Origin of the sequence: Streptomyces sp. MMG1121, from assembly GCF_001280015.1 — a bacterium.
Lineage (GTDB): Bacteria > Actinomycetota > Actinomycetes > Streptomycetales > Streptomycetaceae > Streptomyces.
Genome location: NZ_LGDV01000051.1, coordinates 26,174 through 51,214 on the forward strand (window position 1 = coordinate 26,174; position 25,041 = coordinate 51,214).

The 25,041-nt window shown below is 73.5% G+C and carries 21 protein-coding genes and 1 riboswitch; of the genes, 11 read left to right on the forward strand and 10 right to left on the reverse strand.

The window, feature by feature from the left end; translation table 11 throughout:
• Positions 1-18: 18 nt before the first annotated feature.
• The 4 genes from ADK64_RS06830 to ADK64_RS06845 all read right to left on the reverse strand — a co-directional run bounded on the left by ADK64_RS06830 (position 19) and on the right by ADK64_RS06845 (position 4,628).
• Complete coding sequence (locus ADK64_RS06830) at positions 19-729, reverse strand: sulfite exporter TauE/SafE family protein (RefSeq protein WP_053656088.1); 711 nt, start codon at positions 727-729, stop codon at positions 19-21.
• On the reverse strand, positions 726-2,207 hold the full coding sequence (locus tag ADK64_RS06835) for an amidohydrolase family protein (RefSeq protein ID WP_078992523.1): 1,482 nt from the start codon (positions 2,205-2,207) through the stop codon (positions 726-728). Before ADK64_RS06835 ends, ADK64_RS06830 begins: the two co-directional genes overlap by 4 nt.
• A 46-nt stretch (positions 2,208-2,253) precedes the next feature.
• Positions 2,254-3,606, reverse strand: a complete 1,353-nt coding sequence (locus ADK64_RS06840; RefSeq protein WP_053656090.1) for a uracil-xanthine permease family protein — start codon at positions 3,604-3,606, stop codon at positions 2,254-2,256.
• Positions 3,607-3,827: 221 nt separating this feature from the next.
• On the reverse strand, positions 3,828-4,628 hold the full coding sequence (locus ADK64_RS06845) for an SAM-dependent methyltransferase (protein ID WP_053656092.1): 801 nt from the start codon (positions 4,626-4,628) through the stop codon (positions 3,828-3,830).
• Positions 4,629-4,746: 118 nt separating this feature from the next.
• Positions 4,747-4,958: riboswitch (cobalamin riboswitch) on the forward strand.
• Here ADK64_RS06845 and ADK64_RS48615 point away from each other — a divergent pair.
• The 4 genes from ADK64_RS48615 to ADK64_RS06870 all read left to right on the forward strand — a co-directional run bounded on the left by ADK64_RS48615 (position 4,916) and on the right by ADK64_RS06870 (position 9,793).
• Positions 4,916-5,272, forward strand: coding sequence for a hypothetical protein (locus tag ADK64_RS48615; protein WP_053656094.1), 357 nt, complete (start codon positions 4,916-4,918; stop codon positions 5,270-5,272). Its footprint overlaps the riboswitch before it by 43 nt.
• A 1,111-nt stretch (positions 5,273-6,383) precedes the next feature.
• A complete protein-coding gene (locus ADK64_RS06855) occupies positions 6,384-7,088 on the forward strand; it encodes an SDR family oxidoreductase (protein ID WP_053656096.1) in 705 nt (234 codons plus the stop codon).
• A gap of 499 nt (positions 7,089-7,587) precedes the next feature.
• On the forward strand, positions 7,588-8,574 hold the full coding sequence (locus tag ADK64_RS06865; RefSeq protein ID WP_053656100.1) for an aldo/keto reductase: 987 nt from the start codon (positions 7,588-7,590) through the stop codon (positions 8,572-8,574).
• Positions 8,575-8,824: 250 nt separating this feature from the next.
• A complete protein-coding gene (locus tag ADK64_RS06870) occupies positions 8,825-9,793 on the forward strand; it encodes a threo-3-hydroxy-L-aspartate ammonia-lyase (protein WP_053656102.1) in 969 nt (322 codons plus the stop codon).
• A 377-nt stretch (positions 9,794-10,170) separates the two neighbouring features.
• Here ADK64_RS06870 and ADK64_RS06875 read toward each other — a convergent pair whose 3' ends face one another.
• Complete coding sequence (locus tag ADK64_RS06875; protein ID WP_053656104.1) at positions 10,171-10,956, reverse strand: SDR family NAD(P)-dependent oxidoreductase; 786 nt, start codon at positions 10,954-10,956, stop codon at positions 10,171-10,173.
• A 160-nt stretch (positions 10,957-11,116) separates the two neighbouring features.
• Between ADK64_RS06875 and ADK64_RS06880 the strand changes: the two genes are divergently transcribed.
• Both ADK64_RS06880 and ADK64_RS06885 read left to right on the forward strand, forming a co-directional pair.
• Positions 11,117-11,773: a TetR/AcrR family transcriptional regulator gene (locus tag ADK64_RS06880; RefSeq protein WP_053656107.1), complete on the forward strand. Its 657-nt coding sequence runs from the start codon at positions 11,117-11,119 to the stop codon at positions 11,771-11,773.
• A gap of 162 nt (positions 11,774-11,935) precedes the next feature.
• Positions 11,936-13,387 carry a WGR domain-containing protein gene (locus tag ADK64_RS06885; protein ID WP_053656109.1) on the forward strand — a complete coding sequence of 484 codons (1,452 nt, stop codon included), beginning with the start codon at positions 11,936-11,938 and terminating at the stop codon, positions 13,385-13,387.
• A 46-nt stretch (positions 13,388-13,433) separates the two neighbouring features.
• Here ADK64_RS06885 and ADK64_RS06890 read toward each other — a convergent pair whose 3' ends face one another.
• Together ADK64_RS06890 and ADK64_RS06895 are read right to left on the reverse strand one after the other, a co-directional pair.
• On the reverse strand, positions 13,434-15,017 hold the full coding sequence (locus tag ADK64_RS06890; RefSeq protein ID WP_053656111.1) for a glycerol-3-phosphate dehydrogenase/oxidase: 1,584 nt from the start codon (positions 15,015-15,017) through the stop codon (positions 13,434-13,436).
• The gene (locus ADK64_RS06895) at positions 15,014-15,613 is read right to left on the reverse strand and encodes a TetR/AcrR family transcriptional regulator (protein ID WP_053656113.1); all 600 of its coding nucleotides are present in this window, start codon (positions 15,611-15,613) and stop codon (positions 15,014-15,016) included. Before ADK64_RS06895 ends, ADK64_RS06890 begins: the two co-directional genes overlap by 4 nt.
• Before the next feature lie 108 nt (positions 15,614-15,721).
• On the opposite strand from ADK64_RS06895, the gene ADK64_RS06900 reads away from it, so the two are divergent.
• The 3 genes from ADK64_RS06900 (at position 15,722) to ADK64_RS06910 (ending at position 18,764) form a co-directional block, all read left to right on the forward strand.
• Positions 15,722-17,314 (forward strand): FAD-binding oxidoreductase, encoded by a 1,593-nt coding sequence (locus tag ADK64_RS06900; protein WP_053656115.1) that lies wholly within the window; start codon positions 15,722-15,724, stop codon positions 17,312-17,314.
• Positions 17,315-17,381: 67 nt separating this feature from the next.
• Complete coding sequence (locus ADK64_RS06905; protein WP_053656117.1) at positions 17,382-18,263, forward strand: diacylglycerol kinase family protein; 882 nt, start codon at positions 17,382-17,384, stop codon at positions 18,261-18,263.
• A 138-nt stretch (positions 18,264-18,401) separates the two neighbouring features.
• Complete coding sequence (locus ADK64_RS06910) at positions 18,402-18,764, forward strand: NUDIX hydrolase (protein ID WP_053656119.1); 363 nt, start codon at positions 18,402-18,404, stop codon at positions 18,762-18,764.
• Between the two features lie 19 nt (positions 18,765-18,783).
• Here the strand turns inward: ADK64_RS06910 and ADK64_RS06915 are convergent, their stop codons facing one another.
• A complete protein-coding gene (locus ADK64_RS06915; protein ID WP_053656121.1) occupies positions 18,784-19,155 on the reverse strand; it encodes a thioesterase family protein in 372 nt (123 codons plus the stop codon).
• Between the two features lie 257 nt (positions 19,156-19,412).
• A complete protein-coding gene (locus ADK64_RS06920; protein WP_053656255.1) occupies positions 19,413-20,675 on the reverse strand; it encodes a molybdopterin molybdotransferase MoeA in 1,263 nt (420 codons plus the stop codon).
• 149 nt (positions 20,676-20,824) lie between these two features.
• On the opposite strand from ADK64_RS06920, the gene ADK64_RS06925 reads away from it, so the two are divergent.
• Together ADK64_RS06925 and fdhD are read left to right on the forward strand one after the other, a co-directional pair.
• The gene (locus ADK64_RS06925; RefSeq protein ID WP_053656123.1) at positions 20,825-23,128 is read left to right on the forward strand and encodes an FdhF/YdeP family oxidoreductase; all 2,304 of its coding nucleotides are present in this window, start codon (positions 20,825-20,827) and stop codon (positions 23,126-23,128) included.
• Positions 23,116-23,952, forward strand: a complete 837-nt coding sequence (fdhD, locus tag ADK64_RS06930; RefSeq protein ID WP_053656125.1) for a formate dehydrogenase accessory sulfurtransferase FdhD — start codon at positions 23,116-23,118, stop codon at positions 23,950-23,952. Before ADK64_RS06925 ends, fdhD begins: the two co-directional genes overlap by 13 nt.
• Positions 23,953-23,964: 12 nt before the next feature.
• On the opposite strand, the gene ADK64_RS06935 is transcribed toward fdhD, so the two are convergent.
• The gene (locus ADK64_RS06935; RefSeq protein ID WP_053656257.1) at positions 23,965-24,891 is read right to left on the reverse strand and encodes a LysR family transcriptional regulator; all 927 of its coding nucleotides are present in this window, start codon (positions 24,889-24,891) and stop codon (positions 23,965-23,967) included.
• Positions 24,892-25,041 lie beyond the last annotated feature (150 nt).

Genomic DNA, 25,041 nt, shown 5'->3' on the forward strand with positions numbered 1-25,041 from the left:
GTGGCGGCCCCGGGGCGGTCACGTCCCCGCGATCAGCACCACCCCCGACACCAGGGCGAAGACGAGGACGAAGACGCGCATCTTCTTCGCGTCGACGCGTTGGTGCACGAGCCGGCTCAGCCAGGCACCCGCCGCCAGCGCCGGCAGCAGCAGGACCGCCCGGCCCACGTCCGCCGCGTGCCCGCGTCCGGTGGCGAACAGCAGGGCGAGGGAGGCGACTTCGCCCACCAGGAAGCAGACGGCGACCGTGGCGCGCAGCTCGCCCGGCGGCCGGTGCTGGTAGACGAGGGCGAGGGGCGGGCCGCCCACGCCGGTCGCGGTCTCGGTCAGGCCGGTGACGAGACCGGCACCCACGTAGGCGCCGGGCCCGGGCACGAACGACGGCACGACCAGGCTCACTACCGCCGCCAGCACCGTCGCCGCGCCGACGGCGGCCCCGAGATCGTCCTTGGGTATCAGCCACAGCAGCGCCAGCCCCGCCGGTGTCGCCGCAAGCCGTGCCGCGGTGATCCACCGGGCGCCGCGCAGATCGAGACTGTGCCGTTCCCGCCAGGCGACGTACAGGTTGAGCGGGATCATCGAGGTCAGTACGAACACGGGCAGCAGCCCCGGATCGAGCAGGCCCGCGACCGGCGCCACGATCAGCGCGAACCCGAGGCCGCTGGTCCCCTGCACGAACGCGGCCGCCGCGACGGTCACCGCCAGCACCGCAAGCGTGGCCCCGTTCATCGCCGGCCACCGCGCACCGGCCGGGCCTGAACGGTGACCGTGCTCTCGGCGGGCGGGGCGGGGAGCGGCGGGGGGACGGGCGCCGACCCGCGCCCCTGTGCCGCGACCGAGGTGGGATGGGCCCGTGTCACCTGGGCGTCCCGTACCACCCGTGGGGCCAGTTCGGCGGCGCGTCGCACCAGCGCCGGGCCGTCCCAGTCCGGCGGCCAGCCGTGCCACAGCCGCAGTCGGCCGGCGACGAACACGGCGGTCAGCTGGTCCCGGTTGCCACGCCGGACCAGCTCCCACGGCAGGTCCCAGGACGGCTGCATCTCCGGCCCGCCGACGTCCACCAGCAGGAAGTCGGCGGCGGCACCCGGCGTGACGCGTCCCGTGCGAGCGCCGAGCCCGACCGCGTCGGCGCCGCCGGCCGTGGCTCGCTCCAACCAGGTCCAGCCGGCACCGCAGGAGGAGTCGCCGCTGGCCAGACCGTAGCTGAGCCGCTGGGCGAACTCGGCTGCGTCCGCGAGCCGGAAGCCGTCCCCGCGCGTCCCGTCGGTGCCCAGCCCGAACCGGATGCCGCGCTCGGCGAAGGCGGTCGCGGGGGCGACGGCGTTGCCCTTCCAGGCGCTGGCGACCGGGTTGTAGCTCACCGCCGCGCCGCTGTCAGCGAGCAGCGTGACCTCGGCGGGGGTGAGCAGCGTGGCGTGCGCGGCCAGCAACTGCGGACCCAGCGCGCCCACATGGTGCAGATACTCCAGGGGCCGCAGCCCGTGCCGGACCAGGGAGCGCTCGACGGCGACGAGGTGTTCGTTCACATGCACCTGTACGACCGTGCCCGCGTCGGCGGCGAGCCGTGCCGCGGCGGCCAGGGTGTGCGAGGTGGCCGCCTCCGGCACGGACACGGCGAGCGACGGACGGATCAGCCGGTCACCGTCGTAGCGCGCCAGATGCCGCTCGGCGGCGGCGAGCACGGCCCGCGGATCCGCGTCCTCTCCCGTACCGTCCGAGGCGTCGTTGCAGACCAGCCCCAGCACGCAGCGGATCCCCGCGTCACGCGCGGCCGAGGCCACCACGTCCACGTCCACCGTGGCCCGGGTCCCCGACTCGGCGACCGTCGTGAAACCGCCCCGCAGTGACTCCAGCGCGGCCAGCTTCGCGGCCACGTACGCCGACTCCTCGTCGAGGGCCCGCTCCAGCGGCACCCACACCCGGCGGAAGATCTCCGACGGCTCCCCGAAGGCGAGCGCGCCGCCGAAGCTCTGCGTCAGATGGTGGTGGGCGTCGACGAAGCCCGGCATCAGCACGTGCCCGGGCAGCAGGACGGGGGCCGGTGACGGGCACGTGCGGACGATCCGCTCGACCGGGCCGACGTCGCGGAACACACCGTCCCGCACCACCACCGCGTGCGCCTCCAGGGGGCCGTCGGGGGTCAGTGTCACATCGGGGACCAGCACCAGCGTGTCATGGCGGAGGCGGTCGGGGGTCAGGTCGGTCATGGTTCTCCGTTGTTCGGTTCCGACAGGACGCGGCGGCGGGCGCGCGTCAGACGTGGGCGGTCGTGCCCGGCGCCTCGGCCGGCCGGACGGCGGCGTCCAGGGCACGGGCGCCCACGTGGTGGAAGACGACGTTGAGGAAGGCGGCGACGAAGGCGCCCACGGCGACCCCGCTCTCCAGCAGGATCCGCACGCCGGAGGGGAAACCGGTGTACACCCCGGGAACCAGGATCGGCAGCAGCCCCAGCGCGAGCGCGACCGCGCAGGTGATCGTGGCCGTGTGGTCCTCGAGCCGGGCCCGGCCCAGCATCTGCACGCCGAGCACGGTGATCACCGCGAAGACGACCATCGCGGCGCCCCCGACCACGGCCGACGGCATCACGCTGATCGCCCGCGCGACGGGCGTCAGGAAGCCGAGGACGACGAGGACGAGGCCCGCGGCGGCCGTGACGTACCTGCTGCGTACACCGGTGACCCGTACGATGCCGATGTTCTCCCCGCTGGTCACCATCAGCGGCAGCCCGAAGCAGCCGCCGAGCAGCGAGGTCAGGGCATCCCCGCGCACCGTGCGCGGCACGTCCGAGCGGACGTCGATGTCCTTGCCGACGGCCTCCGCGTTGATGACGGTCTGCCCGGTCGCCTCCGCCATGGACGCGAGGCTGTACAGCATCAGCGGCAGCGCGGCCAGGAGGTCGAAGACGGGCGTGCCGAACGGCAACGGCCTGGGCACGCCGACCAGTTGGCCCGACAGCGCGTTTCCGAGGTGGACCTGGCCGAGGGCGAAGGCGAGCGCCGTGCCGGCCGCGAGGCCGAGCAGGACGGCGAGTTGCCGCAGGACGCCGCGCAGCAGCCGGGTGAAGAGGACGATCAGGCCGATGGTGGCGAAGGCGAGCCCCAGCCGGGCCGGATCGGCGAATCCGGGGGTGCCGGGCTGCCCGGTGACCAGCAGCGCGCCGACCTTCACCAGGTTGACCCCGACGATCACGATCATCGTGCCGATGACCAGCGGTGGGAAGAACCTGAGCAGCCGTGCGAACAACGGCAGGACCAGGAAGGTGAAGGCGGCGGTGAGAAGCACCGCGCCGGTGGCCGTACGCAGCCCGTGCTGCTGCGCGATCGACAGGAAAAGGATCAGCGGCGCGCCGCCCGGCAGCATCACGAACGGCAGTCGCGGCCCGAACTTCCAGGGGCCGAGGGACTGGACGAGCGATCCGATGCCGGACAGCAGCAGGGCCGCCGAGAGCAGGTCGACGGTGATGTCCGGGCCGAGCCGGAGGGTGGCGCTCATCAGGAAGATCGCGGAGATCGGGGTGGCCGCCATGACGAGGACGTGCTGTACGCCGAAGAGCAGGATCCGCCCGAGGGGGCGGGACTCGTCGACGGGATGTACGGGACTGGACACGTGCGGGCTCCGTTCGGCTCGCTCGGACTCAGGCCTCGACGATCCAGCCGTGGACGGCGGCCAAATCGATGTGGCCAAATCGATTTGGCCGACAGTATGGCGGGGTCGACGGGGGATCGGTCAAGGGGTCGGCCGACAGAGGAAAGCGCGCCCCGCACGAGCCGGTCCGAGGACGGGGTCGTGCGGGGCGCGCTGGTGCGGCTCTGCCGCAGCCGCCGGGTTCAGGCGCGCTTGCGGGCCACGCCGCCGTAGAAGCCGATCTCTTCGGAACCGGGCTGCGGGGTGGAGTCCGGGCGCCAGAACGGCACCTGGGCCAGGCCGGGTTCGACGAGTTCGAAGCCGTCGAAGAACCGCTCGACCCGGTCGCGGGAGCGCAGGTTCATGGTCGCGGTCGCGCTGTTGTAGACGGCCTCGGCATCGCTGCGGTCGTCGGCGAAGTCCCCCGTCGCGTGCGAGAGCACCAGGAAGCTGCCGGCCGGGAGCGCGTCGCGCAGGGTGGCCACGATCCGCTCGGGCTCGTCCGCGTCGCGGATGAAGTGCAGGATGGCGACGAGGAACAGGGCGACCGGCCGGTCGAAGTCGATGATCCGGCGGACCTCGGGATGATCGATGATCGACTGCGGATCGCGCAGGTCGGCGAGGACGATGCTGGTCGTGCCGGCCCGGTTGAGCAGCGCGTCGGCGTGCGCCTTGACGATCGGGTCGTTGTCGACGTACGCGACGCGCACGTCCGGAGCCAGCTGCTGGGCGACCTCGTGCACGTTCGGCGAGGTGGGCAGCCCGGTGCCGATGTCGAGGAGCTGGCGGACCCCGCTGTCGATGACGTACCGCACCGCACGCTGCAGAAAGGCGCGGTTGGCGCGCACGGAGATCCACACCTCGGGCGCCGTCGCGGCCAGTTGGTCGCCCGCCGCCTGGTCCACCGCGTAGTTGTCCTTGCCGCCCAGGAGGTAGTCGTAGATCCGTGCGGGATGCGGCTTGCTGGTGTCGATGTGCACGCTTCGGCCGCCGTCCTGAGTCACGCTGTGCTCCTCTCCCCGACCGTCACGGCCTCGGTCCCGTAAACGGTTGGCCAAAGCTTGCCATATCAACTTCCCCGCCGGTGCGATCAGTTCCGCAGGCAGCGGGGAACGGTAGTGCTGATGGCCTTCCGGAGCCAGTCGTGCCATAGCCGAGGCCAGTGAATCCGGTGCGAATCCGGGACTTACGCGCGACGGTGGGGGGACGGGCGGGGCGCTCGTGCCACTGGGAGGGGACCGGCCGCCGCGTGGGCGGACGCGGATCCCTGCCGGGAAGGCGTCCCGTCCGGGTGAACCCGAGTCCGAAGACCTGCTGGCACCTTCGCACCCCCGGCGCGGAGGCCGTCCGTGGGCCGGGCTCCGCGTACGAGCCCCGACATCCGAGGCGCACCCGTGTTCCGTACCCCCGTCCCGCCGCCCTGCTGCTGGCCCCGGCCCTGCTGCTCGTGCTCGCCGGTGGACGGACGGTTGCCGAGGGCGCCCCCGGTGACGTGCTGAGCGCCGACCTGATCAAGCGGGTCTACGGCGTCGACGCCGAGGTCTCCACCGCGGACGGGCACCCGGTGATCCGCTTCCTGCGGCGCGGCGGCCAGCGGTGGGCACCGGGCCTGGCCGCCGTGCTCCCGGGGGCCAGGCCGGAGTCCTGATCGAGGGGTTGTGGTGTTGCCGGGCCTGAGCGGTGGTGTCTCCCCGTCGGTCGCCTACGCCCCACGGGCCCGGCGGGACGGTTGCCGTTGCCGTGGGCGGCCGAGCCGAGCACGTCCCCGGTGTGGACCTCGGTGTCGCGGGCGGCGCAGCTGGCCAGCCCGCCGAACGTCCGGCTCGTGCGACGCCGAGGTCCACCCCGGGGACGGGGACCGGGGGAGTGGTGGTGTGCGTGGGGGAGGAGAGGAGGGGGGAGGCTGGGGCGGTGGCCTACGACGTTCTCTGGGCGGAGGGTGGCCTACGCAGTGGTCCGGGCAGAGGAGGGGCCGAAGGAACGGCGGCTGACGGGTCCGGGGGGGCGGGACCGGGTCCGATGGGGCGCGGACGGCCGTAGCCGCCGGGACGGGGTGGGACGGGGCAAGGCGGGGGCGCGGACGGTCGAGCCGGGGCCGGAGCGGGGGGAGAGGCGACCGTGGCCGGGGCGGTGCGCAGGCGGCCTTGGCTGGGAGTGGACGGAGCCGCGGTGGCCGGAGCCGTGAGGTGCGCGGCGGGGCGGCCGGAGCCGGTGGAGGGGCCGTCGGGGGCGGAGCCGGGAGGGCGGTTGGGGCAGGGAACTACCCGAGCGCACGGATTCATCGTTCCCCGCCCCCGGTGAGTCGGCCCGCCTCGCCACGGACAGGGAGGGACGACTCGGCGACCGGTCGGACGAAGCATCGACTCACCGATCTTGTTCAGACCTTCCGCCACCGGTCGCGCGGAGGCCAATGGAGACGGGCCGGCCGGGTGACGGGGTCCGGTCCGGGGTGGTCCAGGCTCACCGCCGCCGCGTCGTCCGCGCCGGCCTCAGGCGCAGCGCCCGGAGCCAGTCCGCGTCGATCACCGGTGGCACCGCGGCCGTAGTGCCGGCGGCGCGCGACGCCAGTACGGCCCGCACGGACGGGTGGGCGGCGGGCCGGGCCGGCAGCTTACGGCCCCCCGTGTGTCCGTCGCGCGCTCGTCGGCTTGAAGTTGGAAACCGATCGGTTTACTGTAACGGAAACCGATCGGTTTCCCATCTCGATCCCTCTCTCGATCCCTCTCTCGATTCCGAGCTCGATTCCCCTGGAGGCGAACATGACTTCGATCAAGGACTCCGTCGCCCTGGTCACCGGCGGCAGCCGCGGCCTGGGCAAGGCGCTGGTGGAAGAGCTGTACGCGCGCGGTGCCGCCAAGGTGTACGCCACGGCCCGGGACCCGCGCACCGTGACGCACCCGGATGCCGTGCCGCTCGCCCTGGAGGTCACCGACCCCGCCTCGGTCGAGGCTGCGGCCGCGCGGGCGCAGGACGTCACCGTCCTGATCAACAACGCCGGCGTCTCGCTCGGCGCACGCTCCTTCCTCGATGCCGAACTCGACGTCATACGGCGGGAGTTCGAGGCGAACTTCTACGGTCCACTGCTGGTCACCCGGGCCTTCGTCCCGGCCGTCGAACGCAACGGCGGCGGACACCTGCTCAACGTCCACTCCGTGCTCTCGTGGCTCGGGGTCGCCGGCTCCTACAGCGCCACCAAGGCCGCGTTGTGGTCCCAGACCAACTCCCTGCGTCTGGAACTGCGTTCGCGTGGCATCGGCGTCACCGGACTGCACGTCGGCTACGTCGACACCGACATGGCGGCGAGCGTCGACGCACCCAAGTCCGCGCCGCACGATGTCGCCGCCCTCGCGCTCGACGGCGTCGAGGCAGACGCGCACGAGGTCCTGGCGGACGACCTCTCGCGAAACGTGAAGGCGGGGCTCGCCGGCGACCTGGCGGCGCTGTATCCGCAGCTGGCCGACTAGCGAGCCGCGCGGGCGGTGTCCCGGACGTGCTTGTCCGGCCGGGTTCCGGGCCGTCGGGTGAGTGGCGCGAGACCGGTCGGCTGTGGGAATGCGAGGCCGTGCCGGTGCTCGCGCGGGACGGCGAACACGGTGCCGGGAGCGAGGGCGACGGCCGTCGCCCCGGTCTCCGGTGCCGCGAGGGCCGCCCGCGGACGACGTCGTACGGTGCCGATCACGAGGCAGCGCACCGATCCACCGCGACGCTGTCGTCGCCGACCCTGACCCGCGGCAGTCGCCCCGGCTCGCCGCCCCGGCCGACGTCGGCCCGCCCTTGCCGCGCAGGACACCTGCCTGCAGGGGCTGAACGCGCCGCTCTCCGGGCTGCTGTTGGCAAACCGCCTGTCCGGGACCGTACGCGCCTCGATACGATCATGGCCGTTCTGACGGAGCAGACCCGCCGCGTCCTCGGACACGCGCCCCGGCGCGCCGGCGGGACCACACCGACGAGGGGAACCGAACCATGGAGTACGTCAAGCTGGGCACGAGCGGCCTGGAGGTTTCCCGGCTCGCGCTGGGCTGTATGAGCTACGGCGTTCCCGACCGGGGACCGCACCCGTGGACCCTGCCCGAGGACGCCGCCCGCCCGCTCATTCGCCAGGCCCTGGACGCGGGCATCTCCTTCTTCGACACCGCCAACAGCTACTCCGCCGGCACCAGCGAGGAGATCGTCGGCAAGGCGCTCGGGGACATGGTGCGGCGCGAGGACGTCGTGATCGCCACGAAGGTGTTCTTCGCGGTGGACAACGGTGCGGCGCGCAGCGACCGGCCCAACGGGTCGGGCCTCTCCCGCAAGGCGATCATGACCGAGATCGACCACAGCCTGCGCCGGCTCGGCACCGACTACGTGGACCTCTACCAGATCCACCGCTACGACCCCCGCACCCCGGTCGAGGAGACGATGGAGGCGCTGCACGACGTCGTCAAGGCGGGCAAGGCCCGCTACATCGGGGCGAGTTCCATGTACGCCTGGCAGTTCGCCAAGCTGCAGCACACCGCCGAGCTGCACGGCTGGACGAAGTTCGTCAGCATGCAGAACCACTACAACCTCCTCTACCGCGAGGAGGAGCGCGAGATGCTGCCGCTCTGCGCCGACCAGGGCGTCGGCGTGATCCCGTGGAGCCCGCTCGCCCGCGGCCGGCTCACCCGCGACTGGGAGGCCGGCAGCGCCCGCAGCGAGACGGATGCCGTCGGCCGCACCCTCTACCGGCCGGACGACAAGCGCATCGTCGACGCCGTCGCGGCGATCGCCGAACGCCGTGGTGTCCCGCGCGCCCAAGTGGCCCTGGCCTGGGTCGCCTCACGCCCGGGAGTCACCGCCCCCATCGTCGGTGTCACCAAGCCGCACCACCTCCAGGACGCGCTCGCCGCGCTCGACCTCCGGCTCAGCGAGGAAGAGGTCCAGGAACTGGAATCGCCGTACGCGTCGCGCGGTATCAGCGGCCACTGAGGCCGGCATCCCCGCCGTCACGGTGACGCCCGTCCGTCGAGCCTGGACAGGCGGGCGTCCGCCAATTTAGAATCTCTGTATAGAGATGGAAGATTGGTCCAATGTGAGGGTGGTCTGGTACGAGGGGGACGGCCGTCGCTGTCAGGAACGCCGCGGGGAGTACCTCGCGGCGCTGGGCCGGATCTGCTCGGTGCCTCCCGGGCGACCGTCTGCACGTACGCGCAATGACACACCGGGAGAGGATCTCGCCATGGCCGCCGCTTCGCCCGTCACGTTCGACGACGTCCGTGCCGCCGCCGCACGCCTCGAAGGCGTAGCCCGCCGCACCCCCGTCCTCACCTCGCGCACGCTGAACTCCCTCGTCGGCGCCGAGGTGTTCATCAAGTGCGAGAACTTCCAGCGGGTCGGCGCCTTCAAGATCCGCGGAGCCTACAACGCGGCCGCCCAGCTCTCCCCGGAACAACTCGCCAAGGGCATCGCCGCCTACTCCTCCGGCAACCACGCCCAGGCCACCGCCCTCGCCGCACGTGAACTCGGCACCAGCGCCGTCATCCTGATGCCCGAGGACGCCCCGCGATCCAAGCGCGAGGCCACCGCCGGGTACGGGGCCGAGATCGTCACCTACGACCGCTACACCGAGGACCGCACCGCGCTCGGCCACGCCCTGGCCGAGGACCGCGGTCTGGCCCTCATCCCGCCCTACGACCATCCCCACGTCATCGCGGGCCAGGGCACCGCGGCCCTCGAACTCCTCGAGGAGACGGGCCCGTTGGACGCCCTCGTCGTGCCCGTCGGAGGCGGCGGGCTCATCGCCGGCAGCGCCACCGCCGCCAAGGCACTGCACCCCGGTATCCGTGTCGTCGGCGTCGAGCCCGAGGCGGGGGACGACACCAAGCGCTCCCTGGAGAGCGGCGCCCGCGTCACCCTGCCCGTGCCCCGCACCATCGCCGACGGCCAGGCCCTGCCCACGCCCGGCGAGCTCACCTTCGCCGTCAACCGGCGTCTGGTCGACGGCATCTCCCTGGTCAGCGACGCGGAGATCATCACCGCCATGCGGTTCGCCTTCGAACGCCTGAAGATCGTGCTCGAACCCAGCGGTGCCACCGGCCTGGCCGCGCTTCTGGCGGGCCGGATCGACACCGCTTCGCCCCGCATCGGCGTCATCGCCTCCGGTGGCAACATCGACACCCGGCGGTTCGCCGAACTCCTCGGCGCCTGACGGCCGCAACGGTCCCACGCGCGACCGCCGTACCGCCGCGCGCGGCCGGTCGGCCCCGGCCGCGTTCCTGCCACGGGTCTACTTCCTCCGCGCCGACCCCCGCGTCCCGCGCTCCGGTGCTGACCCGGTCACCCTGTCCCGGTCCCTGCTCACCGGTGCCGGCCTGACCGGCCGGTCGGTGCGGCACGTCGTCGGCGGACGACTTCGACCACCACGGTCTGCCCCGGCGCGGCGAGGCGGACCGGATCGTGGCCGCGCTGCCCGGCGGCAGCGAGGAAGAGGCCGACTTCGCCGAAGCCGGCCGGATCGCGGGGGCCGGGGTCAGGGTGCTGCCCTGACGCCGCCCGCCCGCCTCCACACATGGCGGTGTCCTGTGCTCAGAAGTGGGTGCCGCCGTCGATGCGGATCTCGGTCCCGGTGATGAACCTGCCGTCCGCCGAGGCGAGCATGGCGACGACCGAGGCCACCGTCTCGGGGCCGGCGAACCCCTGCCCCAGCGCCGGGGAGAGCTTGGCGAACAGGGTCATGTCGGCGTCCGCCGGCAGCCCGGGTCCGGCGCTCTGACCGCTGGCACCGCTGCCGTCGGTCATGCCGGACGAGATGGAGCCGGGCTGGACGGCCGTGAAGCGGATGCCCTGCCTCGCGTACTCGGCGGCGAGCGCGTGGGTCATCGCCTGGATGCCGCCCTTGCTCGCCGCGTACGCCGCCATGTAAGGGTGCGCGAACATGGCCGAGGTGGAGCTGAAGTTGACGACCGCCGCGTCCTGGCCCGCCAGCAGCGCCGGTACGGCCTCGCGGATGACGAGGAAGGTGCCGACGAGGTTGACCTGGACGATGCGGGTGAAGTCCTGAAGGCTCGTCTCGTGGGTGTGCGAGGAGCGCAGGATCCCGGCCGCGTTCACCAGCACGTCCAGACCGCCGAGCGCGGCGGTCGCGGCGGCGACGCCCTCGCGTACGGAGGTCTCGTCGGCGATGTCCACGACGAGCGTGGTGAGACGGTCCGCGTGCGCCCCCGCCTTCTGCGCGGTGTCCTTCAGGCCCCGCTCGCTCACGTCCGCGGCCACGACGGTGCCGCCCTCGGCGAGGATGCGCAGCACGGTGGCCTGGCCGATGCCCGAGCCGCCCCCGGTGATCAGTGCGCGGCGGCCTTCGTAGCGGTTCATGTCTTCTCCTGACCGCCCCGCCGAGGTGCGGCGGGGCCTTCGCGACGCCGGATCCCTTGCCCGCCGGCGTCCCCATGCGCTTCACGTTACGCCTAAGTGACACGTTTTGCCATTGCGTCAATGCGTGCCATCCGGCGGTGCCGGGCCGTACCCTTCTGGAGTGAGCACCAAGCCGTCCGGGGCGCGCAGCACGCCGCCCACCTCCCTGACCGAGCGCCGCAAGGCCGCCACCCAGCTCGAGATCGCGCACGCGGCGGCCGAGCTCTTCGCCGCACAGGGCCCGCACGCGACGACGGCCGAGGAGATCGCCCGGCACGCGGGCGTCGCGCTGCGGACCTTCTACCGCTACTTCCGCTCCAAGCAGGACGCGGTGAGCCCGCTGCTCGCCGACGGGGCCGATCGCTGGCGGGCGCTGCTGGCGGCGGCAGAGCCGGGCACCGGGCTGTCCCGGGCGCTGGAGTCGGCGGTGGAACAGTCGCTCGCGGCACCGGACGAGGAGGCGGAACGGGCGCTGCTGCGGACCCGGGGCCTGCTGCGGGCGGCCACCGACGATCCCGCGCTGCGCGCGGTGTGGTACCGCGTCAACCAGGAGTCCGAGGAACGGCTCGTGCCGGTGGTCGCCCGCCTCGCGGGCGGGCGTCTGCAGGCGGTGCAGGTGCGACTGGTCGCGGCGGCGGCCACGGACGCCATCCGCATCGCGCTGGAGACCTGGGCCGGTACGGACGCCGGCGTCACGGGCGAGGGTTCCCCGGCCGCCCTCGCGCTCGACTGCCTGCGTCAACTGGTCGGCGGAATGAGCGCGTTGACCGAGGAGTAGTACCGCTCCGGTCGCCCGGACCGACGTGCGGCCACCGCGCGAGCGTGGTGCCCTGCGGCCGTACCGCTCCGTGCCCGGCCCGTTGTCAGTGGTGGCCCCTACGGTGTGATCAGTGAGGACCTGCCGGAACGGCCGCGGGTCCGTCCTGGGGAGGGGTCTGCCATGGCCACGGCGTCCGCGGTGTCGACGACGTATCTGGAGCTGTCGCAGGAGGGCGGCGGCGCCCACAAGTTCTACGAGGTGACCGTCGACGGCCTGGTGGTGACGGTGCGGTACGGCAGGATCGGCGCGGACGGGCAGATCCAGACGACGACGTTCCCGACCGCCGAGAAGGCGAAGGCGGCCGCCGCGAAGAAGGTGGGGGAGAAGGTCCGCAAGGGATACGCCCCGGCCGTCCAGGGGCAGCGCGCCCCGCGCGCGGTGACCCGCCGTCAGGTCAGCTCGGCCCCGTCGACCGCGCGGGCGGTGGCGCCCGTCCTGTGGCGCTTCCGCACCGGCTCCGCGGCGTTCGGCATCCACGTCGACGACGACCGCTGCTGGGTGGGCAATCAGGCGGGTGACGTCTACACCCTGGACCAGGAGGGCGCGGTCCTGGCCCGGTTCAGCCTGCCGGACGGTGTGAAGTGCCTGGTCGCCGACGACTTCTGGATCTACGCGGGCTGTGACGACGGCAAGGTCTACGACCTGTCCTCCAAGCTGCCGTTCGCCGCGTACGACATCGCCGCCGACGTGGACATCTTCTGGCTGGACATCCACGAGGGCGTCCTGAACGTCTCGGACCGCGGGGGCCGGCTCACCGTCATCGACCACGAGGACGAGCACCAGTGGGCGCGGCGCAGCCAGGGCGAGCACGCCTGGATGGTCCGTGCCGACGACCGTGCCGTCTACCACGGCCACCACCGGGGCGTGACGGCCTACGCCCCGGACGGCGGCGGAGAGCTGTGGCACACACCCACCAAGGGCAGCGTGCTGTTCGGCTGGCAGGAGGACGACGCCGTCTACGCGGGCACCGGGCACCGCGTCGTCCAGCGGCTGTCGAAGGCGACGGGCACGGTCGAGGCGACGTACGCGTGTGACAGCGCGGTCTACTCGTGCGCCACGTCCCCGGGCGGCCGGTTCGTCTTCGCCGGGGACTCCGCTTCGTCCGTCTACTGCTTCGACCAGCACGGCACACGCCTGTGGAAGCTCGGCACGGGTGGCGGCTCCGCGCTGTCGATGCAGTACCGCGACGAGCGGCTCTACCTGGTGACCACCGACGGCTCGCTGGTGTGCGTCGACGCGAGCGAGACGGCCATCTCCGCGGCCCAGCAGGGCACCGTGCCGGTGGCGCGGGACGTCAAACTCGCCGCCGCCCTGCCGACCTACGTACCCGCCACCGCCGTCACCGCCGTGACCACCGTCGCCCAGGCTCCCGCCGGGGCGGTCGTGGTCGAATGCGTCCAGGAGAGCGGCCGGGTGCGGGTGCACGTGCTGTCCGAGGGCTACGACAGTTCCTGGAACGTCCAGTTCCCGCGCGCGATACGGGAACCGGGCGTCCGCTACGTCGTGGACGCCCTGCACCCGGCCGCCGGCGGCTTCTACCGCGTCCGCGGTGACATCCGTCGCCTGCTGTGACGCACCGCGTATCCGGCCTCGTCCGACGGCCGGTCCGACGGCCGCTTCAGGGCCGTACGGCCGCCGCCCGCTCCAGCACCTCCCGTGCCACGCCGAGCGCCTCGGCGCGGTCCTCGGGGACCAGACCGATGCGGGTGCGCCGGTCCAGCAGGTCGGACTCGTCCAGGGCACCCTCGTGCCGGACCGCCCACAGCAGTTCGGCCCGGGTGACCGGGTGGCCCGGCAGTACCGGCTCGGCCAGCGCCAGGTCCCCGGCCGCGAGGGCGTGCACGGCCGCGGCCTCGGTGCCGTAGCGCCGGACCAGGCGGGGCGGCGCGGGCAGGGAGCGCAGCCGGGCCGGTGCGGCGGCGCCGACCAGCGGCAGCGCGGCGGTGGGGGAGGGGGCGGCGGAAATGCCCCGGGCGGCGGTCGCGGCGTCCACGGCGTCCTGTGCCATCCGCCGGTAGGTGGTGAGCTTGCCTCCGACGATCGTCGTGACGCCGTCGGGGGACGTCAGCACCGCGTGCCGGCGGGAGATGTCGGAGGTGCGGGCCGATGCGCTGTCCCGGCCGTCGTGGCCGGACGTGTCCAGCAGGGGGCGCAGTCCGGCGAAGGCGCCGACGACCTCGCCCCGGGCCACCGGCGTGTCCAGGACCGAGCCGAGGACGTCCAGCAGGAAGCCGATGTCGGTCTCGGGCACCTCGGGGACGTCCGGGATGTCGCCCTCGACCGGCTCGTCGGTGAGGCCGACGTACACCCGTCCGTCGCCCTGGGGCAGGACCAGGACGAAGCGGTTGGTCTCGCCGGGGATCGGGATGTGCAGGCCGGCCGGCAGGGCGCCGAGCCGCTCCGAGCGCAGGACCAGATGGGTGCCGCGGGACGGCCGGATCCGGATGCCCTCGACGAGGTCGCCCGCCCACACCCCGCTCGCGTTGATGACGGCGCGGGCCCTGATCTCGCCCTCCTCGCCGGTGAGTTCGTCGCGGATCCGGGCGCCCGTCCCGGTCAGCTCCAGCGCCCGGACCCGGGTCAGCACCCGAGCGCCGTGCGCGGCGGCCGTCCGGGCCAGGGCGGTGACCAGCCGGGCGTCGTCGGTCACCCTGCCGTCCCAGGACAGCAGCCCGCCGCGCAGCCCCGCGGTGCGCACCGAAGGCGCCAGATGCCGTGCCTCCGTCGCCGACAGGCGGCGCGGGACGGGCAGGATCTGCCGCGGGGTCCGGGCGGCCAGCCGCAGCATGTCCCCGGCGCGGAACCCGGCCCACGCCAGCGAGGCCTGGGACCTGGACACCAACGGGGTCAGCGGCAACACGAACGGCTGGGCGGCCACCAGGTGCGGGGCCGTGCGCGTCATCAGCACTCCGCGCTCGACCGCGCTCTCGTGCGCGACGTCGAACTGCGCGGAGGCCAGATAGCGCAGTCCGCCGTGGATGAGCTTCGAGCTCCAGCGGGAGGTGCCGAAGGCCAGGTCGTGGGCGTCCACCGCGACCACGTCCAGCCCGCGGGCCGCCGCGTCCAGCGCGACTCCGGCACCTGTGGCGCCGAGCCCGACGACCAGGACGTCGGCCACCCTGCCGTCCGCGGCCTCGGTCAGCTCCCGGGCCCGTCGCCGGGCATGGAGGGACGGGTCTGCGTCGGTCCTGGTGTCGCTCATGGCGTGAGGGTCCTCTCCAGGAGGGTGCGCAACTCGCCGAGGAAGGCGGCGGAGTCCAGCTCCGGATCGTCCTCGTCGGTCATCGTGCGCAGGGACAGGGTGAAGGACTGCACGGTCAACAGCAGTGCGCGGGACTGTCGTTCGACATGCCCGGCGTGCACCGAGCCGTCGGTGTGGCCCTCGCGCAACGCGTCGGCCAGCAGCGCGAGCAGCGCCTCCTGGCTCGCTCCGCGCCGGTCGAGCACATACGGCAGCAGCAGTTCCGGATCGACGTCGACGATCTTGCGGAAGAGGGGGTGCGCCCGGAACGCCTCGACGCCCGCCACCAGTCCGTCCACGATCCGGCTGCGTGTGTCGGTGCCGGCGGCCGCCTCGGGGATCGCCCGGGTGGCCACGTCGATCCACTCACGGGTCATCAGGTCGCCCACCAGGGTCCGCAGATCCGGCCAGCGCCGGTACAGCGTCATCCGGGAGACGCCGGCGCGGCGGGCCACGTCGGCGAGGGTGGTGCGGCGGACTCCGACGGCCAGCACACAGTCGCGTACCGCGTCGAGCACATGATCGTTGTCCGAACCGTTGTGACGAATAGGCGTCATGTGTCACAGTGTAACGCCCCGGGGGTCCGGCAGGAGAAGACCTCCCGGGCAACGGCCGCCGGGCCGTCGCGTGAACCGAGCACACCGACCTGTGAGGACGACCGTTCAATGGACATGCTGTGGAACGGCTGGGGCGACCCGGCCAAGGCGGCACCCCTGCCCGACTCGGTGACCGGACTGCTGCGCGACCTGCTCGGCGTCAAGCCCCGCACCACCCCCGTCCTCTGCCTCGAGGACGTCCGCCTGCCCGCCACCACGTCCGACGAGGCCGCGCTCAAGGGGCTCGCCGAGGCCGTCGGCGGCGCGGAGCACGTCCGCACCGACAGTGAGAGCCGCATCCGGCACACCCGCGGCAAGTCCACCCCCGACCTCCTGCGCATGCGCGCCGGTGACGTCGCGGACGTCCCGCGGGCCGTGGTACTGCCCGGCAACCACGACGAGGTCTTCGCGGTCCTGCGCGCCTGCGCCGCGCACGGTCTCGCGGTCGTCCCCTTCGGCGGCGGCACCTCGGTCGTCGGCGGACTCGCCCCGCAGCGCGCCGCGTTCGTCGCCCTGGACCTGCGCCGCATGAACGGCCTGCTCGACCTCGACCCCGTCTCGCGCACCGCCGTCCTCCAGCCCGGCCTGCGCGCCCCCGAGGCCGAGGCGCTGCTCGCCGCCCACGGCTTCACCCTCGGGCACTTCCCGCAGTCCTTCGAGTGGGCCACCATCGGCGGATTCGCCGCCGCCCGCTCCAGCGGCCAGGCGTCCGCCGGGTACGGCCGCTTCGACGAGATGGTCCTCGGCCTGACCCTGGCCACCCCCGAGGGCACGATCGAGACCGGCCGCGCCCCGCGCTCCGCCGCCGGCCCCGACCTGCGCCAGCTGATTCTCGGCTCCGAGGGCGCCTTCGGTGTCATCACCTCCGTCACCGTACGGATCCGCCCGCTGCCCGAGGCACGGGTCTACGAGGGCTGGCGGTTCGCCTCGTTCGAGGAAGGCGCCACCGCCCTGCGCAGGCTCGCCCAGGACGGACCCCGGCCGACCGTGCTGCGGCTGTCCGACGAGACCGAGACCTTCATCGGCCTGGCCCAGCCCGACTCCATCGGCGGCGACCTGGCACAGAGCACGGCCGGCTGCATGGCCATCACCGGCTACGAGGGCACGGCACAGGACACCGAACGGCGCCGGCAGCAGGCGGCCGCCGTCCTCAGCGCCTGCGGCGGCACCCTCGTCGGCACGGAACCGGGCGAGCGCTGGGCCCACGGCCGCTACTCGGCGCCGTACCTGCGCGACGCCCTGCTCGACGTCGGCGCCTTCGCCGAGACCCTGGAGACCGCGGCCTTCTGGTCCCGCGTCCCCGCGCTCTACGCGGCCGTGCGCGGCGCACTCACCGACACCCTCACCGAGGCCGGGACCCCGCCCCTGGTGATGTGCCACATCTCCCACGTGTACGAGAACGGCGCCTCGCTGTACTTCACGGTCGTCAGCGCCCAGGGCGAGGACCCGGTGGCCCACTGGGAGCCCGCCAAGCACGCGGCCAACGAGGCCGTGCTCGCCGCCGGCGGCACCATCTCCCACCACCACGGCGTCGGTACCGACCACCGGGACTGGTACGTCCGCGAGGCCGGACCGCTCGGCATCTCGGCCCTGCGCGCCGTCAAGCGCCGCCTGGACCCCGACGGCCTGCTCAACCCCGGTGTCCTGCTGCCCACGGACTGACCCCGCCCGGCCGCCGTCCCGCCCATCGTCCCCTCAGCGCTACCGTCACCGCCCCGGAGGCACACCGATGCGACAGTTCACCGCCGTCGTCAACCCCACCGCGGGCGGCTCCACCGGGGCGGCGAGCCTGCTCCAGCTGGCCCGGCTGCTGCGCGAGGCCGGGGCCGAACTGGAGACGGAGTACAGCCACAGCCTCGCCCACGCCCAGGACGTCGCACGACGGGCCGGCGAGCGGGGCCGGATCGTCCTGGCCGTCGGCGGCGACGGCATCGCCGGCGGCATCGGCGGCGCGCTCAGCGGCACCGGCTCCGTCCTCGGCCTCGTGCCCGCGGGCCGCGGCAACGACTTCGCCCGCGCCCTGAACCTGCCCTCCGACCCGGCCGCCCTCGCCGCGCTCCTGCTCTACGCCGAGCCCCGGCCGGTCGACACCATCGAGGTGGAGTCGGCCGGCCACGAGCCCACCGTGGTCCTGGGCAGCGTGTACGCCGGAGTGGACGCCGTGGCCAACCGGCACGCCAACCACGCCCGGCTGCTGCGCGGAGCGGCCTCCTACTACGCGGGAGGTCTGCGCGCCGTCACCACCTGGCGCGCGGCCGACTACCGCGTCACCGTCGACGGCGAGGAGCACACCCACCGTGGCTACACCGTCGTGGCGGCCAACTCCCCCTACTACGGCTCCGGTCGGCTGATCGCCCCCGGCGCGCGGGTCGACGACGGACTGCTGGACGTCGTGATGATCCGCGACGCGCCCCGCCGGCTGTTCTTCGCCCTCATGAACGAGCTGAAGACGGGCGGCCACGTCCACCGGCCCGAGGTGAGCGTCCTGCGCGGCCGGGAACTGCGCATCGAGGCGGACCGGCCCGTCTACTACGGCGCCGATGGCGAGGTCGAGGCCACCCTGCCCGTGACGGTGCGGGTACGGCCGGGGGACCTGCCGATGCTGTACTGACCGGCGTCCCTTCGCCGTCACCGCGCGGGAACTCCTGGGCGCGGTCAGGGAAGTGACACGGCGTCGGTGCGGGAACGCCCGGCCGTGGGTAGGGGAGGGGAGCCCGGCCGAGTGCGCCGGGAGAGGGGTTGGTCGGTCATGACGCTGGAGCCCGCCGAGGGCGTGGTGGGGGCGGTCGTCCTGTACGACGGACGGCTGCTGTTGGTGCGGCGGGGCGACGGCTGGGGGCTGCCGTCGGGCACTCCCGAACCGGCCGAGTCGGCCGAGGCCACCGCGGCGCGCGTCGTCTACGAACTCACCGGCTATCTCGTCGACGGCACCGAGAACCTGGCCCCGGACGACGGGGCGGCGGCGGTCGTGTGCCAGTTGCTGAGCGAGTCCCCGTCCGACGGAGCCGGCCTGGCACCGGAGCAACTGCGCTGGGCCACGCCCGCCGAGACCACCGACGCCGACCTGCCCGCCGTCGTCCGCACCTACCTGCGGGGACACACGCCCGTGTGAGACGCGCGGCGCTCGCCGGTCAGCGGTCCGCCGCCGGGTCGGACGTCCGTGCCAGGAACCGCTGCCGGTCCACGACCGCCCGGTCGATCTCGCCCGTCGCGACCACCCGGCCCGAGCCGTCGACGGCCCGTACCGCGAAGGTCAGCCGTCCGGTCGCCGACGGGGGCAGGGCCTCCGCGCTCACCTCCACCCGGCCGCCCACCGCGGTGGCCCGCAGATGCCGGACCCGGACCTCGGTCCCGACGGTGGTACGGCCCGCCTGGGCCAAGGGCGCGGCGGCCCGCACCGTGGCCGCCTCCAGCCAGGCGATCAGCCGGGGCGTGGCCAGCACGGGCACGTCACCGCTGCCCACCGCCACCGCGGTGTCGGCATCGGTCACCTCGTGGCGCATGCCCTCACGCTAGCGCCGGCCGGCCCGGGCCGTCGTACGGCGGGGGCGCCGGTCGGCGCGCGCTGTGCGGGGGCCGCGCGGGCGCCGTTCCAGCAGCGGACGGGTGCGCGGCCCGGCGGGGACCGTGCCGGGCCCGATGCCCGCCGGCCGCCCCGGGACCGGCGGGCGCTCCCCGGCCGTGGACCACCGGAAACGCGCGGCTCAGCCCGGCCGCGCTGCCCTCCAGGAGCACGATCACCAGGGCCGGCACGGCCGGCTCACCGGCCCGGCAGCTCCAGCACGTCCACGGTGGCGCCGGCCGGCACACCGCCCGGCGGGACCACCGCGAGGCCGTCCGCCAGGGCCAGGCCGCGCAGCATCGCCGGTCCGTCGAAGGGCAGCGGCGTCACCTGCTGCCCCGCCGTGAACACCGGCACCAGCCGGGTGTCGCGCGGATGCCCCGGCAACGCGGCGGCGGCCGCCAGCCGGACCGGGCCGGTGTCGCGGTGCCCGCCGAGGTGGCGCAGCAGCGGCTCGGCCAGCGTGACCAGGCCGGCCACCGCGGCCAGCGGATTGCCGGGCAGCCCCACCAGCCGGCGTGCCCGGCCGTCGGCGGTGGCCGGCAGCTCCGCGAGGAGCATGGGATGGCCCGGCCGTACCGCCACCGAGTCGACCAGCAGCCGGGCACCCACCGCCCGGAGCGTGTCGTGCAGGAAGTCCACCGGCCCCGCGGCGGTGCTCCCGGTGGTGACCACGACATCGGCGGGCGAGCGGCGTACCGCCTCCCGGAGCAGGCCGGGGTCGTCCGCGATCCGGCGATGGCCGATCAGCTCGGCGCCGCGGCCGTGCAGCCACGGCGGCAGCAGCGGGCCGAGCGCGTCACGGACCCGGCCGCCGCGCGGTACGCCCTGTTCGAGCAACTCGTCGCCGAGGACGAACAGTTCCACGCTCGGGCGGCGATGCACGCTCAGCCGGTCGTAGCCCGCCGCCGCCGCGAGGCCCAGCACGCGTGCGGTCACGGTGGTGCCGGCGGGCAGCAACGGCTCGCCCGAGCGGCACTCCTGACCGCGCGGCCTGATGTCGTGCCCTTCGCACACCGGCCCGGGGGAGCGGGCGTACAGCAGGTCCTGTTCCGGGTCCGGCTCGCCGTGCTCGCAGCGCAGTACGGCGGTGGTGCCGGGCGGCACCGGGGCGCCGGTGGCGATGGGGACGGCCGTGTCCCGCCCGAGCGGTCCGGACTCCTCGCCGGCCAGGACACGGGCGCCGCCCAGCCGCCACGGTCCCGGTCCGGCCACGGCCCAGCCGTCCATCGCGGCGGTGTCGAACGACGGCAGATCGGTGAGCGCGACGAGCGGTTCGGCCAGCGCGTGGCCGAGTGCGTCGGCGAGGGTGCGGGGGACGGCGGGCAGCGGCTTGTCGGCGCAGGATCCGGCGATCGAGCGGGCCCGTTCCCAGTCCCGGTCGGGCCGCGGCGAGGCGGGCCCGGCCTGCGGTCCGTGCGGTGCCGTGCCGTCGGCCGTGTCCGTCCGGGATGCCGTCATGCGGGTCATCGTCGGCCAGTGTTCCGGGGAAGTCAAAGAGGGCCCGTTTGTCCGCCGATAGGCGCCGCTTATCCGATAGCCGCGGCTTATCAGCTCATTGAGAAGGCCTCTTTGACTTCCTTCCGGAAAGGGGCGGATGCTGCCGGATCATGAGCGGTATCGAGGACCTCCCGGACGATCTGTCGGTCACCCCGCCCAAGCGCTGGGCCACCGGCGTGCCGGGCGTGGTCCACGCACTGACGTACTCCCTGGAACAGACATCCGTACGACGGACCGCGCTGACCCTGCTGAACATCAACCAGGCCAAGGGAATCGACTGCCCGGGATGCGCCTGGCCCGAGCCCGCACCGGGCCACCGGCACCTCAACGAATACTGTGAGAACGGCGCCAAGCACATCAACGACGAGGCCACCACGCGGCGCGTCTCCACCGAATTCTTCCGCCAGTACCCGATCGCCGAACTCGGCGCCAAGTCGGACTACTGGCTCAACCAGCAGGGCCGGCTGACCGAGCCCATGATCAAACGGCCCGGCGCCGAGCACTACGAACCGATCGGCTGGGACGAGGCGCTCGACGTGCTCGCCGCAGAACTGCGCCGGCTGGACTCCCCGGACGAGGCCCTCTTCTACACCTCCGGCCGGCTGGGCAACGAGGCCGCGTTCCTGCTCCAGCTCTTCGCCCGCGCCTACGGCACCAACAACCTGCCGGACTGCTCGAACATGTGCCACGAGTCGAGCGGATCCGCGCTGATGGAGACGCTCGGCATCGGCAAGGGCAGTGTCTCGCTGGACGACATCCACACCGCGGACCTGGTCTTCGTCGTAGGGCAGAACCCGGGCACCAACCATCCGCGCATGCTGTCCGCGCTGGAGGAGACCAAACGGGGCGGCGGCAAGGTCATCGCCGTCAACCCGCTGCCCGAGGCCGGGCTCATCCGCTTCAAGCATCCCCAGAAGGCCCGCGGCATCATCGGCCGCGGTACCCCGATCGCCGACCGGTTCCTGCAGATCCGCCCCGGCGGCGACCTCGCCCTGTTCCAGGCGCTCAACCGGCTGCTGCTGGAAGCGGAGGACGAGCGCCCGGGCACCGTGCTCGACCACGCCTTCATCAGCGCCCACACCACCGGCTTCGCCGATTTCGCCGACCAGGCCCGGAAGACTCCGTGGGAAGACATCCTCGCCGCGACCGGGCTGAGCCGCGAGGAGATCGAGGACGTCCACGATCTGGTCCTGCGCAGCGGGAAGATCATCGTCTGCTGGGCCATGGGACTCACCCAGCACAAGCACGGCGTCCCCACCATCCGCGAGGTCGTCGACTTCCTTCTGCTGCGCGGCAACATCGGCCGGCCCGGCGCCGGGGTGTGCCCGGTGCGCGGCCACAGCAACGTCCAGGGCGACCGCACCATGGGCATCTGGGAGCGCATGCCTCAGCCGTTCCTGGACGCGCTGGGCCGCGAGTTCGGCTTCACCCCGCCCGCGCGGCACGGCCTGGACTCGGTCAACGCCATCCGGGCCATGCGCGACGGCACCGCCAAGGTGTTCCTCGGCGTCGCCGGAAACTTCGTCCGGGCCACCCCGGACAGCCTCGTCACCGAGGAGGCGATGCGGCGCTGCCGGCTCACCGCGCACATCTCCACCAAGCTCAACCGTTCCCACGCGGTCTGCGGCGACATCGCCCTGATCCTGCCCACCCTCGGCCGCAGCGACCGGGACGTCCAGGCGGCCGGCGAGCAGTTCGTCACCGTCGAGGACTCCATGAGCGAGGTGCACGCCTCCCGCGGCCGCCTGGCCCCGGCCTCCCCGCACCTGATCAGCGAGGTCGCGATCATCAGCCGGCTGGCCCGCAGGACCCTCGGCAAGAGCCCGGCGATCCCCTGGGAGGAGTTCGAGGCCGACTACGACACCGTCCGGGACCGCATCGCCCGCGTCGTGCCGGGCTTCGCGGACTTCAACGCCCGGGTCGCGAAGCCCGGCGGCTTCCGGCTGCCCAACCCGGTCAACGAGCGCGTCTTCCGCACCCCGAGCGGCAAGGCCGTCTTCACCCGCAACGACTTCACGATGCCGGACATCCCCGAGGGGCACCTGCTGCTGCAGACCCTGCGCTCCCACGACCAGTGGAACACTGTGCCGTACACGATGAACGACCGCTATCGCGGCATCCACAACGCCCGCCGCGTCGTGCTCGTCAACCCCGCCGACCTGGATGCGCTCGGGTTCGCCGACCGCGACCTGGTGGACCTGGTCGCCGTCTGGCACGACGGGCGCGAACGCCGGGCGGAGGACTTCCGCGTCGTCGCCTACCCCGCCAGCCGCGGCTCCGCCGCCTCCTACTACCCCGAGACCAACGTTCTGGTACCGCTGGACAGCGTTGCGGACATCAGCAACACGCCCACGTCCAAAGGGGTGTTGGTCCGCCTGGAGCCCGCACGCGGAGCGGCGTCATGGGACGGGTGACCGTACGGCGCCGGGTGCTGCGCATCCGTGCCGGAGTGCCCTCGTACCGGCCGGACACGCTGGCCGCCGAGGAGCCGATGGAGATCAGGGTGGGCGGACGGCCCCTCACCGTGACCATGCGTACCCCGGGCGACGACTTCGACCTCGCGGCCGGGTTCCTGGTGGGCGAGGGCGTCGTGCACGCCGTGGGCGACGTGACCGGGATCCGCTACTGCGCGGGCGCCACGGCGGACGGCGGCAACAGCTACAACGTGGTCGACGTCGCCCTGGCCCCGGGAGTGACCCTGCCCGTCACGTCAGTGGAGCGGAACTTCTACACGACCTCCTCGTGCGGCCTGTGCGGCAAGGCGAGCCTGGACGCGGTGCGCATGGCGAGCACCTGGTCCGTGGCCGAGGACCCGCTGAGCGTGGGCCCCGAGCTGCTCGCCGCCCTCCCCGATCGGCTGCGGGCGGCCCAGCGGGTGTTCGACAGCACCGGCGGTCTGCACGCGGCGGCTCTGTTCACGGCCGACGGCGAGCTGCTGTGCCTGCGGGAGGACGTGGGCCGGCACAACGCCGTCGACAAGGTCGTCGGACACGCCCTGCGGTCGGGCCTGCTGCCGCTGCGCGAAACCGTGCTGATGGTCAGCGGGCGCGCCTCGTTCGAGCTGGTGCAGAAAGCGGTCCTGGCCGGGATCCCGCTGCTCGCGGCCGTCTCGGCGCCCTCCTCGCTGGCCGTGGACCTGGCCGCCGAGAGCGGGCTGACCCTGGTCGGCTTCCTGCGCGGCACGTCCATGAACGTCTACACCGGCGCCGAGCGCCTGGCAGCGCAGCCGGAGGGCTGACCGCGCGGCCCGTCACCGGGCCGCATCGCCGGGTACCTGCTCCAGGGCCGTGGCCACATCGGTGCCGCGGGCGATGTCCGTCAGGGCCCTGGCCATCACCGACTCCGGCTCCCGGGCGGCGATCACCAGGCCCACCGGCACCGACGCGGCCGGCTCGACCAGCGGCACCGCCCGCATTCCGTGCGGCACACCGAACACGTGCAGCCAGGCGTGCGGTACGACGCTCGCCCACCGGCCCGTCCTGACATGCGCGAACAGCGCCGCCACCGAGTCGGTCTCCAGCCGGGGCGAGGGCCGCGTCCCCGCCCGCGCGAACAACTCGTCCAGCACCCGGCGCCCCTGCATCGCCTGGGTCAACAGGCACAGCGGCAGCCGCGCGGCCTCCGCCCACGTGGCCGTCGTACGCCGGGCGAGGTCGTCGGCGGCCGTACGCAGCAGGACGTACCGCTCCTGGTACAGCGGAACCGTGTGGAAGTGCTCCGCCAGGTCCTCGCGCAGATAGGTGACGGCGGCGTCGATCTCGAAGTTCTGCAGCTGCCGCAGGATGTCCGCCGCCTGGAGGTCCGCTATGACCTCCACCGTGACCAGCGGGTGGGCCGCACAGAACGGGCCGGTCAGCTGGGCGACGGCGCCGGACGCGGTCGGTACCGAACCGATCCGCAAGCGGCCGCTCAGCCCGCCGCGCAGCGCGTCGACCTCGTCCTTGAGGGCGTCGCGGTCGGCCAGGATCCGCTGCGCCCACACGACGATGCGCTCCCCCTCGGGTGTGAGGCCCTCGTACTTGCGCCCGCGCCGCACCAGCGGCACATCGAGTTCCTCCTCCAGCTTGCGCAGCGCCTCCGACAGCGCGGGCTGGGAGACATAGCAGGCCTGGGCGGCACGGGCGAAATGCCGCTCCCGGGAGAGCGCGACGAGGTATTCCAGCTGACGAAAGAGCACGGCACGGGTGTACCCGACGGCTTCCCGGAACGCCAATCACGGACCGCCCGTCGACCTGCCGAGTCCGCGCCCCGGCGCCATGCTGGTGCGAAGGACCCGGTTTCTCAGGAAAGAACGGGTTTCTCAAGAAGAACTCGGTTTGTCATGAGG

Excerpts from the sequence above, each read along its gene's own strand:
- ADK64_RS06830 (WP_053656088.1), bottom strand. The coding sequence starts at position 729 with ATGAACGGGGCCACGCTTGCGGTGCTGGCGGTGACCGTCGCGGCGGCC.
- ADK64_RS06835 (WP_078992523.1), bottom strand. The coding sequence starts at position 2,207 with ATGACCGACCTGACCCCCGACCGCCTCCGCCATGACACGCTGGTGCTG.
- ADK64_RS06855 (WP_053656096.1), top strand. The coding sequence starts at position 6,384 with ATGACTTCGATCAAGGACTCCGTCGCCCTGGTCACCGGCGGCAGCCGC.
- ADK64_RS06865 (WP_053656100.1), top strand. The coding sequence starts at position 7,588 with ATGGAGTACGTCAAGCTGGGCACGAGCGGCCTGGAGGTTTCCCGGCTC.
- ADK64_RS06870 (WP_053656102.1), top strand. The coding sequence starts at position 8,825 with ATGGCCGCCGCTTCGCCCGTCACGTTCGACGACGTCCGTGCCGCCGCC.
- ADK64_RS06875 (WP_053656104.1), bottom strand. The coding sequence starts at position 10,956 with ATGAACCGCTACGAAGGCCGCCGCGCACTGATCACCGGGGGCGGCTCG.
- ADK64_RS06885 (WP_053656109.1), top strand. The coding sequence starts at position 11,936 with ATGGCCACGGCGTCCGCGGTGTCGACGACGTATCTGGAGCTGTCGCAG.
- ADK64_RS06890 (WP_053656111.1), bottom strand. The coding sequence starts at position 15,017 with ATGAGCGACACCAGGACCGACGCAGACCCGTCCCTCCATGCCCGGCGA.
- ADK64_RS06895 (WP_053656113.1), bottom strand. The coding sequence starts at position 15,613 with ATGACGCCTATTCGTCACAACGGTTCGGACAACGATCATGTGCTCGAC.
- ADK64_RS06900 (WP_053656115.1), top strand. The coding sequence starts at position 15,722 with ATGGACATGCTGTGGAACGGCTGGGGCGACCCGGCCAAGGCGGCACCC.
- ADK64_RS06905 (WP_053656117.1), top strand. The coding sequence starts at position 17,382 with ATGCGACAGTTCACCGCCGTCGTCAACCCCACCGCGGGCGGCTCCACC.
- ADK64_RS06910 (WP_053656119.1), top strand. The coding sequence starts at position 18,402 with ATGACGCTGGAGCCCGCCGAGGGCGTGGTGGGGGCGGTCGTCCTGTAC.
- ADK64_RS06915 (WP_053656121.1), bottom strand. The coding sequence starts at position 19,155 with ATGCGCCACGAGGTGACCGATGCCGACACCGCGGTGGCGGTGGGCAGC.
- ADK64_RS06920 (WP_053656255.1), bottom strand. The coding sequence starts at position 20,675 with ATGACGGCATCCCGGACGGACACGGCCGACGGCACGGCACCGCACGGA.
- ADK64_RS06925 (WP_053656123.1), top strand. The coding sequence starts at position 20,825 with ATGAGCGGTATCGAGGACCTCCCGGACGATCTGTCGGTCACCCCGCCC.
- fdhD (WP_053656125.1), top strand. The coding sequence starts at position 23,116 with ATGGGACGGGTGACCGTACGGCGCCGGGTGCTGCGCATCCGTGCCGGA.